Origin of the sequence: Allobosea sp. NPDC003192 (assembly GCF_050275675.1) — a bacterium.
Lineage (GTDB): Bacteria > Pseudomonadota > Alphaproteobacteria > Rhizobiales > Beijerinckiaceae > Allobosea.
Genome location: NZ_JBNNPK010000011.1, coordinates 14,009 through 28,270, shown reverse-complemented (window position 1 = coordinate 28,270; position 14,262 = coordinate 14,009). Strand labels below are relative to the sequence as shown.

Sequence of the window (14,262 nt, the reverse complement as noted above, 5' to 3'; positions counted from 1 at the left end):
CAGCCGACTTCTGGCTTTGTAATAGTGGATACACTCATACAGAATAGCTGACCGAGCGCCGGAAGCGCGCAGGGGAAACGGGATGAGCTTCGCTTCGAAGGGAATGGCCGCGACGGCGCAGGACGAGGCCTATCGCGCCATTCTTCAGGATATCCGCAGCGGGCGCTATCAGCCCGGCGAGCGCCTCATCCCGGAGACGATCGCGCGCGAGCTCGCCATGAGCCGCATGCCGGTGCGCGAAGCGTTCCAGCGCCTCGCCAATGAAGGCCTCGTCCTGATCCGCCCCAATCGCGGCTGCGTCGTCTCCGGCCTGACCGTCGATGAGATCTACGAGCTCTTCGAGATCCGCTCCGTGCTGGAAGGGCTCGCCGTCCGCCTCGCCATGCCGCGCTTCGACGCCGCGGCGCTGGCTGAGCTCGACGACCATGTCGCCCGCATGCACCGCGCCGGTGCGGCCGGCGGCGGCGACTGGCTGAGCAGGCACCAGGAGTTCCACGCCTATATCTGCAGCCTGAGCCGGCGACCGAAGCTCATCGCCCAGATCGCGGCGCTGCACATCGCCGTCGAGCCCTATATGCGCGTCTGGCTCCACCATGTCGCCCAACCGGCCCATGCCACCGAGCGCCAGGACGAGGTCGTGGAAGCGATCAGGACCGGCGATGCCGAGCATGCCGAAGCGGTGATGCGCGACCATGTCCTGCGCACCGCGCCGCGCCTCGCCGAGTTCCTGCGCAAACGCGGTCAGGCTGCCGGAGCGTCTTCGACCTTACCGGCGGGCGCACAACCCTGAACGGAACGACGCAGCGGCTCATCAGAAGGCCGCGCTGCCGAGGACGCCCGAGGGCCAGCCAGAACAATGAGGGGATCAACGATGGATCGACGCCAGTTCCTGAAAGCCTCGGCCGCGGCCGCCTTCCTGCCGGCCGCGCCGCATCTCGCCAATGCGCAGGATGCCAAGACCCTGCGCTTCGTGCCCTATTCCGATGTCGCGATCATCGACCCGATCTGGACCAACGGCTATTCGACCCGCACCCATGCGCTGCTGGTCTGGGATACGCTCTACGGGCTCGACGACCAGTTCCAGCCGCAGCCGCAAATGGTCGAGGGCCATGTCGTCGAGGATGACGGCAAGCGCTGGACGCTGACATTGCGGCCCGGCCTCGTCTTCCACGATGGCAGCAAGGTGCTGGCGCGCGACGCCGTCGCCTCGATCAAGCGCTGGGGCGCCCGCGACACCTTCGGCCAGGCGCTGATGGCGGCGACCGACGAGATCTCGGCGCCTGATGACCGCACCATCGTCTTCCGGCTGAAGGCGCCCTTCCCACAGCTGCCAGCAGCGCTTGCCCGCCCGAGCGCGCTCGTCGCCGCGATCATGCCGGAGCGCCTGGCCCAGACCGACCCGTTCAAGCAGATCCCCGAGGCGATCGGCAGCGGCCCCTATCGCTATCTCACCGCCGAGCGCATCGCCGGCGCCCGCCATGTCTATGCCAGGCATGAGGGTTACGCCCCGCGCCCCAGCGGCACGCCGAGCTTCACCGCCGGCCCGCGCACGCCCTATCTCGACCGCATCGAGTTCACCGTGATGCCGGACGCCGCGACCGCGGTCGCGGCCCTACAGACCGGCGCGGTCGACTGGGTCGAGCAGCCGATCATCGACCTGCTGCCGCTGCTGCGGAAGGACCCGAACATCGTCGTCGAGGTCAAGGACCGGACCGGCATGGCCGGGCAGCTCCGCCTCAACCACCTGCAGCCACCCTTCAACAATCCGGCGATCCGCCGCGTCATCCTCCAGGCGATCGATCAGGAGGAGTGCATGAACGCCGTCTGCGGCGGCGATCCACAGGTCGAGCGCGGCAGCATCGGCTTCTTCCCGAACAACTCGCCGATGGCCTCCGACGTCGCCGCCAAGGCGCTGAAGGGGCCGAAGGATTTCGGCAAGCTCAAACAGGAGCTCGCCGCCGCCGGCTACAAGGGCGAGCGCGCCGTCTTCCTCGCGGCGCAGGACGTGCCGCGCATCGCTCTGGTCTGCGATGTCGCCGCCGATGCGCTGCGCAAGATCGGCGTCAATGTCGACTTCGTCGCCGCCGACTGGGGCACCGTCCTGCAACGCATCAGCAACCGCAACCCGGTCGAGCAAGGTGGCTGGAGCTGTTACGTCACCTATTGGGCGGGGCTCGATCTCGGCTCGCCGGCGACGAGCTCGCCCTTGCGCGGGAACGGCGCCAAGGGCAGCCCCGGCTGGCCCGACAGCCCGCAGATCGAGGCGCTGCGCGCTCGCTTCCTGACCGCGGGCGACGCCACCGAGCAGAAGGCGATTGCCCACGAGATCGAGCTGCAGGCGATGCAGGACGTGCCTTATGTCCCGGCCGGCCAGTATCTCCAGCCCGTCGCCTATCGCAAGAACCTGACCGGCATGCTCAACGGCGTCCCGGTCTTCACCAATCTGCGCAAGGGCTGAGCGCCCCTCGCTTCCTTCCCCAGAAGGGCCGGCGATCAACGCCGGCCCTGTTCCACGAAAGCCTCTTCGATGCGTGATCTCGAGCTTCCTGGCCGCTCCCTCGCCATCAGCCGCAATGCGATGGCGGCGACGTCGCATCCCGCCTCGACGCTCGCCGCGCTCGACATCATGAAGGCCGGCGGCAACGCGATCGATGCGGCGATTGCCGCCTGCGCCGTGCAATGCGTCGTCGAGGCAGGGTCGACCGGCGTCGGCGGCGACTGCTTCGTGCTCTATTCGCGCGGCGGCTCGACCGACATCCTCGCCTATAACGGCTCGGGTCGGACACCCGCCGCCGCGACGCTGGACTGGTACGCAAAGGCCGGCATCACCACTCTGGCGCGGCATTCGCCGCATGTCGTCACCGTGCCGGGCGCGATCGATGCCTGGACGCGGCTCAACAAGGATCATGGCCGCCTGCCGCTGGCGGAAGTCCTTGCGCCCGCCATCGCCTATGCCCGCGACGGCTATGCGCTGACGCCGCGCGTCGCCTATGACCTCGCCGCCCAGCACGAGACCCTGATCAAGGACGCCAACGCGACCGCGACCTTCCTGGTCGGCGGCAAGGCCCCGGCCGCCGGCACCGTCCAGCACCAGCCGGCGCTCGCCGATACGCTCGAAGCGATCGGTCGCGAGGGGCGCGACGCCTTCTATCGCGGCGAAATCGCGAAGGAGATGGTCGAGTACCTCCAGGCCGCCGGCGGCCTGCACACGGCTGACGACTTTGCTGCCGCCGAGGGCGAATACGTCACCCCGATCAGCGCAACCTTCCGCGGCCGCACCGTCTATGAGTGCCCGCCGAATGGCCAAGGCGTCATCGCGCTGCTGATCATGAAGATCCTCGAGCGCTTCCAGCCGAAGGGCGGCCCGCTCGCGGTCGAGAACCTGCATATCGAACTGGAAGCGACCCGCCTCGCCTATGCCGCCCGCGACCGCTTCCTCGCCGACCCCGTCAAGGCCGAGGTGCCGGTCGAGCATCTGCTTTCGGACGCGCTCGCCGACGAACTCGCCGGGATGATCGATCCGCAGCGCGCGCTCGATCCGCTGCCGGTCATCCCCGGCGGAGCCGAGCACAAGGACACGGTCTATATCAGCGTCGTCGACAAGGACCGCAACGCCGTCTCCTTCATCAACTCGATCTTCTCGCCCTATGGCAGCGGGCTGATGACGAAGAAGTCGGGCGTGCTCTTCCACAATCGCGGCCAGAGCTTCGTGCTGAAAGAGGGGCATCCCAACGCGATCGCCCCGCGCAAGCGCCCGATGCACACCATCATCCCCGGCATGCTCGCCGAGGGCGGCCGTGTCGTCATGCCCTTCGGCGTGATGGGCGGACACTACCAGGCGATGGGCCATGCCCATTTCCTGGCGAAGCTGTTCGACCACGGCCTCGATCTGCAGGAGGCGATCGACCTGCCGCGCCTGTTCCCGTTGCCGGGCACGAATACCGTCGAGACTGAAAGCCGCCTGCGTGAGAGCGTCGGCGCGGCCCTGACCGCACGCGGCTTCAAGGTCGAGGTCCCCAAATCGCCGATGGGCGGCGCCCAGGCGATCTGGATCGACTGGGAGAAGGGCACGCTGACCGGCGGCTCCGACCCACGCAAGGACGGCTGCGCCCTCGGCTATTGAGCCGGGCGCGAGGCCGCCCTGCATAAGGCGGCCTCGACAGCACCGGCGATCCCGGCAAGCTTCTCCTCAGAACAGATCTAGGGAGAAGCGGGCATGGCGGGCGAGGAACCGAAGGGGCGCGGCATCGCCGGCGGGCTGACCAATTATGGCGACCCCGACTTCGCCGCTTATCTGCGCCGCTCCTTCGCCCGCTCGATGGGCTATTCCGACGAGGCGCTGGCCCGGCCGATCGTCGGCATCGCCAACACCTATAGCGGCTTCAACAACTGCCACCGCCATTTCCCGGAACTGCTGGAGGCGGTGAAGCGCGGCGTGCTGATGGCTGGCGGCCTGCCCGTCGAGTTCCCGACCATCTCGCTCGGCGAGGTCTTCCTCAACCCGACCAGCCTGAAATTCCGCAACCTGATGGCAATGGGCACGGAGGAGATGATCCGGGCCCAGCCGATCGACGCCGTCGTACTGATGGGCGGCTGCGACAAGACCGTGCCGGCACAGTTGATGGCGGCGCTTTCGGCCAATGTCCCGACGGTCCAACTCGTCGCCGGCCCGATGTCGACCGGCCGCCACAAGGGCGAGCGCCTCGGCGCCTGCACCGATTGCCGCCGCTTCTGGGCCCGCTTCCGCGCCGGCGATGTCGACCAGGCCGAGATCGACGTGGTCGAGGGCCGGCTCGCCACCACCGCAGGCACCTGCGCGGTGATGGGCACGGCCTCGACCATGGCCTGCATTGCCGAGACGCTGGGCCTGTCGCTGCCGCGCTCGGCCGCGATCCCCGCCGTCCATGCCGACCGCCTGCGCTGTGCCGAGGAGAGCGGCAAGCGCGCCGTCGCGCTGATCGGCACGCAAACCCTGCTGCCACGCCAGATCGTCACCGAGCAGGCGATCGAGAACGCCTGGCGCGTGCTGCTGGCGATCTCGGGCTCGACCAATGCGGTCGTGCATCTGACCGCCATAGCCCGCCGCGCCGGCATCAGGGTCGACCTCAATCGCCTCAACCAGCTCTCCGACGAGACGCCGGTGCTGGTGAACCTCAAGCCGGTCGGCGACAACTACATGGAAGACTTCTTCGCTGGCGGCGGCGTACCCGCCGTGCTCAGGGAATTGCGCGATCTCCTGCATCTCGACTGCCTGACGATCACCGGCCAGACGCTGGGCGAGTTGATCGACTTACCCCTCGTCGATCAGGTCGACCGCACGATCATCCGGCCGCGCCAGGACCCGGTCGACCCCGATGGCGGGCTCGTCGCCGTGTTCGGCTCGCTCGCTCCGCGCGGCGCCATCGTCAAGCGCGCCGCGGCCGAGAAGCGCCTGCTGGAGCACGAAGGCCGTGCCGTCGTGTTCTCCTCGCTCGAAGACCTCTCGGCCCGCATCGACGATCCCGATCTCGATGTTGGACCTGACGATATCCTCGTGCTGCAAAATGCCGGCCCGAAGAGCGCCGCCGCCATGCCGGAAGCCGGCTACCTGCCGATCCCGCGCAAGCTCGCGGCCAAGGGCGTCAAGGACATGGTCCGCATCTCCGATGCCCGCATGTCCGGCACCGCCTATGGCGCGATCGTGCTGCATGTCGCGCCGGAAGCGGCGGTCGGCGGCCCGCTCGCGCTCGTGCGGAATGGCGACCGCATCCGTCTCAGCGTCGCCGAACGAAAGCTCGATCTGCTGGTCGACGCGGCCGAGCTCGACGCGCGCCGGGCCGCCCTGCCGCAGCCGCAGGCCCAGGAGCGCCGCGGCTATGACCGGCTCTATGACGAACACGTGCTCCAGGCCGACGAAGGCGTCGATTTCGACTTCTGCTGACCAGCCTCAGGCGAGGTGGCAGGCGATCTCCAGCTCGCCCTGGCGCCGCAGCGCCGGCGCCTCGACGCGGCAGCGCTCGACCGCCTGTACGCAGCGCGGATGGAAGGCGCAGCCCGGCGGCGGCGCGATCGGGCTCGGCACCTCGCCCGACATCGGCCGGCGCTCGCGGTTCGGCTTCTCGACATCGGGGATCGTGTCGAGCAACAGCCGCGTATAGGGGTGGCGCGGCCGGCCGAACACCTCTTCCGCCGGCCCGCTTTCGACGAAGCGGCCGAGATACATGATGGCGAGCTGGTCCGACATGTGACGGACCACCGAGAGATTATGGCTGATGAAGAGATAGGTCAGCCCGAACTCCTTCTGCAGGCGGACCATCAGATTGAGGATCTGCGCCTGGACGGAGACGTCGAGCGCCGAGGTCGGCTCGTCGCAGACCAGGAAGTCCGCCTCGGTCGCCAGCGCCCTCGCGATCGAGATGCGCTGGCGCTGGCCGCCGGAGAATTCATGCGGGAAGCGGCTCGCATCGGCCCGCGACAGGCCGACGATCTCCAGCAGGTCCCCGACGCGGGTCGCCGTCTCGGCCTCGTCCTTGCGCAGCTTCAATTCGCGGATCGGCTCGGCGATGATGTCGCCGACGCGCCAGCGCGGATTGAGCGAGGCGTAAGGGTCCTGGAAGATCATCTGCACGCGCGGCGGCCCGAACGAGCCGTCGGCGCGCTTGATGTCCTTGAAATCGAGCATGCCCTGCGTCGGTCGTTGCAGCCCGACGACCATGCGCGCCAGCGTCGACTTCCCGCAGCCGGATTCGCCGACGATGCTGAAGGTGGTGCCGCGCTGGACGCTGAACGAGACGTTTTCGACCGCGCGCAGCACACGGCGCGGCTCGTGCGAGAACAGCCGCGACAGCGCCGGCGCCGAGACATCGAAGCGGCAGGAAGCCGCAGTGACCTCGAGAATGGTGTTCGCCTCAGCCATGGGCCGCCTCCTGGAGCGGGAAATGGCAGGCGGCGGCATGGCCCGATGGCGGCAGGCCGGGCTTGGTTTGACGGCAGAGATCGGTGGCGAAGCCGCAGCGCGGATTGAAGGCGCAGCCCTTGGGAATCGCGTTCAGCCGCGGCATCGCCCCGTCGATCTGGTTGAGATGGGCGTTGCGACGATGGACGCTTGGGATCGAGGCCATCAGCCCGGCGGTGTAGGGATGGCGCGGCCGGCGCGTCACCTCCTCGACCGGGCCGATCTCGACGACGCGCCCGGCATACATCACCGCGACCCGGTCGGCGGTCTCGGCGATCACGCCCATATCGTGGGTCACCAGCATGATCGCGGTGCCGTGCTCGCGGCAGAGCCGCTTCAGCAGCGTGGTTATCTGCGCCTGGATGGAGACGTCGAGCGCCGTCGTCGGCTCGTCCGCGATGATCAGTGTCGGCTCGGCGCAGAGCGCCAGCGCGATGACGACGCGCTGGCGCATGCCGCCGGAGAACTGGTGCGGGAAATGGTCGATCCGCGTCTCCGCCGCGGGGATGCCGACCTCCTTGAGCAGATCGAGCGCACGCTTGCGCGCCTCAGCTTTGCTCACCGGCAGATGCGTGGTGATGGTCTCGACCAGCTGCTCGCCGACGGTCAGCAGCGGATGCAGCGAGGTCAGCGGGTCCTGGAAGATCGCGCCAATCCGGCGGCCGCGCAGCTTGCGCATCGCCTCAGCCGACAGGTTGTCGATGCGCTGGCCGGAGAGCTTGATCTCGCCGCCGGCCAGGCGCCCCGGCGGATCGAGCAGGCCGATCACCGCCGTGCCTGTCAGCGACTTGCCGGCGCCGGACTCGCCGACGACGCCGAGGATTTCCCCTGGTGCGATCTCGAAGGAGACGCCGTCGAGCGCCGTCAGCGGGCCGCGCCGCCCGTCGAAGACGATGCGCAGATCCTGCACCGAAAGCAGCGCTGGCTGGGCGTTCACGCGGCGTCCTCCTTGCGTTCGATCGGGTAGCTCGACGAGAAGATCTCGCTCATCGGCGGATGACCCAAAGTGCGCTGCGGATAGCGCGCCATCACGCCCTCGAACTGTGTCTGGGCGCGGATGTTGTCGGCGGCCTCGTCCTGGCCCGGAATGGCGCGGTCCTCCATGACGAAGCGCCCGTCGATCACCACCGCCACGAAGTCGCGGCCATGGCCGGTCAGCATCATCGTCTGGATGGGATCGATGACCTGCCCGCTATGCGGCCGGTCGAATGCGAAGACGGTGATGTCGGCGCGGCAGCCCGGCTGGAGCCGGCCGAGATCGGGCCGCCGTAGCGCATTCGCGCCGCCGATGGTGGCGGCATCGTAATAATCCTCGGAGCGCACCGCGCCGACATTGCCGGCCATGGTGCGGGAGAGGATCATGCCAACCTGCAGGTTCATCACCATATCCGGCGGGGCAGTGTCCGTGCCCATGGCGATGTTGAGGCCCATGGCGCGGTAGCTGCCGAAATGGTTGATGGCGTTGCCGTGCCGGCCCGAGACCAACGGGCAATGCACGATGCTGGCACCCGAATCCCGGATGATCTCGAGGTCGCGGCCGGGACGGTCGACCAGGCGGCTGCCGGAGACCACGGTGCCATGCGGCAGCAGGCAGCGCTCGTCGAGGAAGCCGAGGCTCTCAAGCCATTCCGGCGGGCTCATGCCATGCTGGGCGAGGACGAGGTCGTATTCGATCTTCGACTGGCAGCAGTGGAGCCTGACGGGGATGTCGAGCTCGCGTGCAGCGGCGGCGGTGCGGCGCAGCAGCTCGGCTGTCGAGGTCTCGATGCGATCGGGCGCAAACATCGCGCGGATCAGGCCACCGGCCGCACCTTCGTGACGCCGGGCGAAATCGATGGCGGCGTCGAGCTCGGCGAGGCCGCGGGGCTCGTCGTAATGGGTGACGATGCGCCCGTCGGCCTCGACCAATTGATTGCCGGTGCGATAGGCCGGGCCGAGATAGGCGCGCAGGCCGAGATCGGCGGCTGCCTCCGCCGCATCCTCGAACTCCTGCACCGTCTCGCCCCAGGCGCGGTAGAACAGCGAGGCGATCGGCAGCGCCGTGGTGATGCCGTTGCGGATCAGCTGGGAGAAGGCATAGCGCTTCTGGAAGGCGAGTTCCTCGCGCGTATACATCTCGTAGGGGCCGGCATCGAGATAGCTGCGCGGCCAGACGCGCCCCTTCTTCCAGGCCGGCTGGTTGTCATAGCCGAGAATGGTGGTGTCGAGGTCCGAGAGCGCGTCGCAATCGATGAAGCCCGGCCCGATCAGGGCGTGGCCGTAATCGAGACGCCGGGCGACCTCGCCCGGAAAACCGTGGCCGACGAAGACGACCTCGCCATTCTCGAACACGACCTCGCCGTTCTCATAGAGGCGATGGCGGCCGTCCTTGTGGCCGACCACCCAGCGCGCGGTCATCAGGATGCGGCCCTCAGGCCGCTTCTTGGCTTGCAAGGTCACGGCGCGGTCCTGATCGAGACGCCGTCGCGGGCGACGACCTTGCCGCGCTTGATGACGCGGCGCTGTGCCGGGCGGGTGGCGACGGCCTCGGCGATCGACTCGGTCGGCAGCAGGACGAGGTCGGCGACGCAGCCGACAGCGAGCCCGTAGCCCTCGATCTCCATCACCTTGGCGCCCTCGATGGTGCAGACATCGAGCGCCAGACGGACCTCGTCGTCACGGCGGAAATTGTTGCGCAAGCCGACGAACATCGCCCGCTCCAACATGTCGCCATTGCCATAGGGGCTCCAGGTGTCGCGGATGCCGTCGGAGCCGGAGCAGACCCGCACGCCCGCCTGCAGCAGCTTCTTCACCGGCGGGGCCGGGCGGCTCGCCGGCGCCGTCGTCATGATCGCGATGTCGAGCGCGGCGAGCTGCTCGATCAGTGGGTCGATCAGCGCCGGGTCGGGCGTGCCCAGGCAGAAGGCATGGCTGACCGTGACCTTGCCGGTCATCCCGAGCGCACGGGTGCGCTCGATGATCAGGTCGAGCGAGAAGGCGCCGACCTCGCCGGGCTCGTGCAGATGGATGTCGAGCGGCTTGCCATAGCGCTGGCAGAGTCCGAACACCGCATCGAGATGCCCCTTAGGATCGCGGTCGATCGTGCAGGGGTCGAGCCCGCCGACGATCTCGCAGCCGGCCTTCATCGCCTGATCCATCAGTTCGAGCGTGCCCGGCCGACGCAGCAGGCCCGATTGCGGGAAGGCGACGAGCTCGATGTCGACGATGTCGCGATAGGCATCGCGCGTCTTCATCACGCCCTCGACGCCCCATAGGCCGTGCTCGGTGTCGACATCGACATGACTGCGGATATGCGTCGAGCCCTTGAGCGAGGAGAGGATGCTCTGGCGGGCGGACTGGCGCTCGGGATCAATATCGAGCCGCTTCTTGTTCTCCCGCTCATTGTCGATCTTGTCGAGCAGCTTGGGGCCGACCTCGTTGGTGTACCAGGGCAGGCCGAGCAGGCTCTTGTCGAGATGGGTGTGGGCCTCGACCAGCCCGGGGATGACGATCTCGCCTTTGCCGTCCTCGATCGCGACGCCGGCGGGCGCGGAAAGGTTCGCTCCGACTTGGCGGATCTTGCCGTTCTCGATCAGCAGGTCGACGGCCTTGCCGGCATAGGGGCGGACATTGCGGAGCAGCAGTGAGGCGGTCATCGCAGGCGTATCCTCGTTTGGTTTCTTGTCGTCAGCGCAGCTTCGGGTTCAGCGCGTCGCGCAGCCAGTCGCCGAGCAGGTTGACCGAGAGCACGATCAGACCGAGCTGCAGCGAGGGGAAGACGACGAGCCACCAGGAGCCGGAGAACAGATACTGGTTGCCGATGCGGATCAGCGTGCCGAGCGAAGGCTGGGTGATCGGCATGCCGACGCCGAGGAAGGACAGGGTCGCTTCCGAGAGGATGGCGAGGCCGAGATTGAGCGTCGCCGCGACCATCACCGGGGTCAGCGTGTTCGGCAGGATGTGCCGGCGCATGATCCGCCCGGCCGGCACCTTGATGATCCGCGCCGCCAGCACATACTCCTTGCGCCGCTCGACCATGGTCGAGGCACGCACCGTGCGGGCGTATTGCACCCAGCTGGTCAGGGCGATCGAGACGACCAGCACCGCTGCGGCGAAGGGATCGCGCAGGCTGGGCGGCAGCAATTCACGGAAGATCGCCGAGACCAGGATCGCCATCAGCAGCGTCGGGATCGACAAAACGGTGTCGCCGAGCCGCATCAGGAGGTTGTCGATCCGCCCGCCATAGAAGCCCGCGGTCAACCCGATGGTGACACCGATCGCCATCGAGACCAGCACGGCCGAAAAGCCGATGATCAGCGAGACCCGCGTGCCGTAGAGGATGGCGGAGAAGACATCGCGCCCCTGCGGGTCGGTGCCGAGCAGGAAGGGCCACTCGCCGTCCGCCGACCAGATCGGCGGGATCTCGGCCTTGTCGATGAAGATCTGGGCGAGGTCGTGCGGATTCTGCGGCGCGATCAGCGGGCAGAACAGCGCCGTCAGGATCAGCAGCGCCAGCACCAGCGTCGAGAGCCAGGCGGCCGGCGTGCGCCGGAAGCTCCAGCCGATGTCGCTGTCGAGGAAGCGGCGGATGCGCCCCGGCCTGGCGGCGGCTTCAGCGGGCATTGGCCCCTCCGGTGAGCGCATCCTCGCGCAGGCGCGGATCGACCCAGGCATAGGTCAGGTCGACCAGCGTGTTGAGCGAGACGAAGATGAAGGAGACGACGATCAGATAGGCCGCCATCACCGGGATATCGACGAAGGTGACGGCCTGGACGAAGAGCATGCCCATGCCCGGCCACTGGAACACCGTCTCGGTGACCAGCGCGAAGGCTATGAGGTTGCCGATCTGCAGGCCGGTCACCGTGATCACCGGCATCAGGCAGTTGCGCAGCGCGTGGCGGAAGTTCACGGCCCGCGCCGGCAGGCCGCGCGCCCGGGCGAAGCGGATGAAATCGGTCCGCATCGTCTCCAGCATCTCGGCGCGCACCAGCCGCATCACCAGCGTGATCTGGAACAGCGACAGCGTGATGCCGGGCAGGATCAGCGCCTTGCGGCCCGACGCGGTCAGCAGCCCGGTGCTCCACCAGCCGATCTGCACGACCTCGCCACGGCCGAAGGCCGGCAGCCATTGCAGGTTCACCGAGAACACCAGGATGAACAGGATGCCGAGCGCGAAGCTCGGCAGCGAGACGCCGAGCACCGAGACGAATTGCAGCGCCTTGGCGAGGAGGCTGTCTCGCTTGATCGCGGTGTAGACCCCGAGCGGAATACCGACCGCCAGCGACAGGAAAGTCGCGACCAGCACCAGCTCGAAGGTCGCCGGGAAACGCTCGGCGATCAGCGTGAACACCTCCTGCTGGTTGCGGTAGGAGATGCCGAAATCGCCGCGCACGGCGTTGCCGACAAAGGTCGCGAACTGCAGCACGAAGCCCTTGTCGAGCCCGAGCCTCGTCCGCAATTCGTCGCGCTGCTGCTGGCTCGCCTGCTCGTTCAGCATCAGTTCGACGGGATCGCCGACGAAGCGGAAGGTCAGGAAGGCGAGGAAGGCCACCGCCAGCATGACCCCGGCGGCATTGACGAAGCGCTTGAAGAGGAAGGCGGGCATCGTCGTTCGACTCCCTTGGGCTGCGCGAACCCGGCCTGTCATTCTGGGACTTCGCGCAGCGAAGAACCCGGAACCCATGACTGGGTGACATGAGTCAGAGCGGCGGTCGCGGGCACTCGCCCGGTCGTGGGTTCCGGGTTCGCGCCTGCGGCGCGCCCCGGAATGACAGGGAGATCACTTCATCATGGTCAGCCACAGGCGCGGCTTGTTGTCCGAGGCCTGCACGGTCGAGGCGACGGTGTTGCGCATCGCCCAGGCCATCGGCTGCTGATGCAGCGGGATGAAGAGCTGCTCTGCCTTGGCGATCTTCAGCGCCTCCTTCATCAGCTCGATGCGCTTGGGCGTATCGAGTTCGACGCCGGCCTTGTCGATCAGAGCGTCGATGCGCGGATCGCCCCAATTGCCCCAGTTGAACACGCCGCCCGTGCCGCTCTTGGAACGCAGCACCTGCACCAGGATCGAGTAGGCGTCGATCATCGGCTCATTGGCCCAGCCGAAGGAGATCACGTCGAAATCGCCCTTCACGCGCTTGGGCGCCTGCTGGCTGCGCGGCGCGAGGCTGAGGTTCGGCTTGAGGCCGGCGCGCGACCACATCGCCGCCACCGCCTGGCAGAACTCTTCCTCGTTGACGAGCGAGTCGCTCTGGCAGTTCATCAGGAAGGAGAAGCCGTTCGGATAACCGGCATCGGCGAGCAGCTTCTTGGCGCCGGCGAGGTCGAAAGGCAGGCGCTGGTCCTGCGACGGCTCGTAGCCGGGGATCGCCGGGGCGACGAGCGCGCCGGTATTGCGCGAAAGGCCGCGCATCGCCCGCTTCTGCACGGCGTCGATGTCGATGGCGCGGTAGAGCGCCTCGCGCACCTTGATGTCCTTGAAGGGGTTCTTCTCCTTGACGTCGCTCTCGACCAGCTTGTCGGTCAGGTTGAAGGCGAAGAAGACCGAGCGCAGCTCGTTGGTCTGCAGCACCTTGACCTCGGTCGAGGCCGTGAGGCGCGGCAGGTCCTGCAGCGGCGCGACATTGGTGTAATCGATCTCGCCGGAGAGCAGCGCCGCGACGCGGGTCGAAGACGAGGTGATCGGCGTGAACTCGATCACGTCGATATTGTGCTGCGGCTTGTCCCACCAGTCCGCGTTCTTGGCGAAGACCGTCTTGGCGTCGGCGCGGCGGCTCTCGACCTTGAACGGGCCGGTGCCGTTGGCGTTGTCGGTGGCGTAGCCCTTCACGCCCTTGCCGGAATCGGTGGGGAGCAACGAGTTGTTGGCCTCCATCCACTCCTTGTCGAAGATGAAGATGTTGGTGAGGTCGTTGAGCAGCAGCGGATAGGGGCCGTTGACCTCGAGCTCGACCGTGTAGTCGTCGATCTTCTTCGAGCTCTTATAGGCCGGCAGGTTGCCCTTGAGCGGCGAGGTATCGTGAGTGACCCGCGCCAGCGAGGCGATGACGTCATCGGCGGTGAACGGGTTGCCATTGTGGAACTTGACGTTCCTGCGCAGCTTGAAGCGCCAGGTCGTGGGATTCACCGTCTCCCAGGATTCCGCCAGCGCCGGCTCGATCTTGAGATCGCCGGTATAGCGCACCAGCCCCTCATAGACATGGTTCAGCACGGCAAGCGTGAAGGTCTCGCCGTAGGAATACGGGTCGAGCGAGGCGATCTCGCGCGACGCTCCCCATTTCAGCGTCTTGGCTTCGACCGCGCCGTTCAGCGCGAAGGCGGCGACCGCCGCCAGCAACCAGGCCTTCTTCATC

The 14,262-nt window shown here is 67.6% G+C and carries 11 protein-coding genes; 4 read left to right on the top strand and 7 right to left on the bottom strand.

Annotation, left to right across the window (positions count from 1 at the left end):
- The first annotated feature begins 82 nt into the window (after positions 1 to 82).
- The 4 genes from ACQKLX_RS16090 (at position 83) to ACQKLX_RS16075 (ending at position 5,920) form a co-directional block, all read left to right on the top strand.
- A complete protein-coding gene (locus ACQKLX_RS16090) occupies positions 83 to 790 on the top strand; it encodes a GntR family transcriptional regulator (RefSeq protein ID WP_427362581.1) in 708 nt (235 codons plus the stop codon).
- 81 nt (positions 791 to 871) lie between these two features.
- On the top strand, positions 872 to 2,458 hold the full coding sequence (locus tag ACQKLX_RS16085; protein WP_427362580.1) for an ABC transporter substrate-binding protein: 1,587 nt from the start codon (positions 872 to 874) through the stop codon (positions 2,456 to 2,458).
- Between the two features lie 69 nt (positions 2,459 to 2,527).
- Complete coding sequence (ggt, locus tag ACQKLX_RS16080; RefSeq protein WP_427362579.1) at positions 2,528 to 4,123, top strand: gamma-glutamyltransferase; 1,596 nt, start codon at positions 2,528 to 2,530, stop codon at positions 4,121 to 4,123.
- A 93-nt stretch (positions 4,124 to 4,216) separates the two neighbouring features.
- Positions 4,217 to 5,920 (top strand): IlvD/Edd family dehydratase, encoded by a 1,704-nt coding sequence (locus tag ACQKLX_RS16075; RefSeq protein ID WP_427362578.1) that lies wholly within the window; start codon positions 4,217 to 4,219, stop codon positions 5,918 to 5,920.
- Positions 5,921 to 5,926: 6 nt separating this feature from the next.
- Here the strand turns inward: ACQKLX_RS16075 and ACQKLX_RS16070 are convergent, their stop codons facing one another.
- From ACQKLX_RS16070 to ACQKLX_RS16040, 7 genes are all read right to left on the bottom strand, one after another.
- Entirely contained in the window at positions 5,927 to 6,895 is a 969-nt protein-coding gene (locus ACQKLX_RS16070; protein ID WP_427362577.1) for an ABC transporter ATP-binding protein, read from the bottom strand.
- Positions 6,888 to 7,871, bottom strand: coding sequence for an ABC transporter ATP-binding protein (locus ACQKLX_RS16065; RefSeq protein ID WP_427362576.1), 984 nt, complete (start codon positions 7,869 to 7,871; stop codon positions 6,888 to 6,890). The genes ACQKLX_RS16070 and ACQKLX_RS16065 overlap by 8 nt, the downstream gene beginning before the upstream one ends.
- Entirely contained in the window at positions 7,868 to 9,331 is a 1,464-nt protein-coding gene (locus ACQKLX_RS16060) for an amidohydrolase family protein (RefSeq protein WP_427362708.1), read from the bottom strand. The genes ACQKLX_RS16065 and ACQKLX_RS16060 overlap by 4 nt, the downstream gene beginning before the upstream one ends.
- A 38-nt stretch (positions 9,332 to 9,369) precedes the next feature.
- Positions 9,370 to 10,569 (bottom strand): amidohydrolase family protein, encoded by a 1,200-nt coding sequence (locus ACQKLX_RS16055; RefSeq protein WP_427362575.1) that lies wholly within the window; start codon positions 10,567 to 10,569, stop codon positions 9,370 to 9,372.
- Positions 10,570 to 10,600: 31 nt separating this feature from the next.
- On the bottom strand, positions 10,601 to 11,536 hold the full coding sequence (locus ACQKLX_RS16050; protein WP_427362574.1) for an ABC transporter permease: 936 nt from the start codon (positions 11,534 to 11,536) through the stop codon (positions 10,601 to 10,603).
- Positions 11,526 to 12,518: an ABC transporter permease gene (locus ACQKLX_RS16045; RefSeq protein ID WP_427362573.1), complete on the bottom strand. Its 993-nt coding sequence runs from the start codon at positions 12,516 to 12,518 to the stop codon at positions 11,526 to 11,528. The genes ACQKLX_RS16050 and ACQKLX_RS16045 overlap by 11 nt, the downstream gene beginning before the upstream one ends.
- Positions 12,519 to 12,692: 174 nt before the next feature.
- A complete protein-coding gene (locus ACQKLX_RS16040; RefSeq protein ID WP_427362572.1) occupies positions 12,693 to 14,261 on the bottom strand; it encodes an ABC transporter substrate-binding protein in 1,569 nt (522 codons plus the stop codon).
- Position 14,262: the final 1 nt, after the last annotated feature.

What these genes read in the sequence shown, in the direction of transcription:
- ACQKLX_RS16085 (WP_427362580.1), top strand. Translation starts at nt 872, where the DNA reads ATGGATCGACGCCAGTTCCTGAAAGCCTCGGCCGCGGCCGCCTTCCTG.
- ACQKLX_RS16060 (WP_427362708.1), bottom strand. Translation starts at nt 9,331, where the DNA reads ATGACCGCGCGCTGGGTGGTCGGCCACAAGGACGGCCGCCATCGCCTC.
- ggt (WP_427362579.1), top strand. Translation starts at nt 2,528, where the DNA reads ATGCGTGATCTCGAGCTTCCTGGCCGCTCCCTCGCCATCAGCCGCAAT.
- ACQKLX_RS16055 (WP_427362575.1), bottom strand. Translation starts at nt 10,569, where the DNA reads ATGACCGCCTCACTGCTGCTCCGCAATGTCCGCCCCTATGCCGGCAAG.
- ACQKLX_RS16040 (WP_427362572.1), bottom strand. Translation starts at nt 14,261, where the DNA reads ATGAAGAAGGCCTGGTTGCTGGCGGCGGTCGCCGCCTTCGCGCTGAAC.
- ACQKLX_RS16050 (WP_427362574.1), bottom strand. Translation starts at nt 11,536, where the DNA reads ATGCCCGCTGAAGCCGCCGCCAGGCCGGGGCGCATCCGCCGCTTCCTC.
- ACQKLX_RS16090 (WP_427362581.1), top strand. Translation starts at nt 83, where the DNA reads ATGAGCTTCGCTTCGAAGGGAATGGCCGCGACGGCGCAGGACGAGGCC.
- ACQKLX_RS16045 (WP_427362573.1), bottom strand. Translation starts at nt 12,518, where the DNA reads ATGCCCGCCTTCCTCTTCAAGCGCTTCGTCAATGCCGCCGGGGTCATG.
- ACQKLX_RS16070 (WP_427362577.1), bottom strand. Translation starts at nt 6,895, where the DNA reads ATGGCTGAGGCGAACACCATTCTCGAGGTCACTGCGGCTTCCTGCCGC.
- ACQKLX_RS16075 (WP_427362578.1), top strand. Translation starts at nt 4,217, where the DNA reads ATGGCGGGCGAGGAACCGAAGGGGCGCGGCATCGCCGGCGGGCTGACC.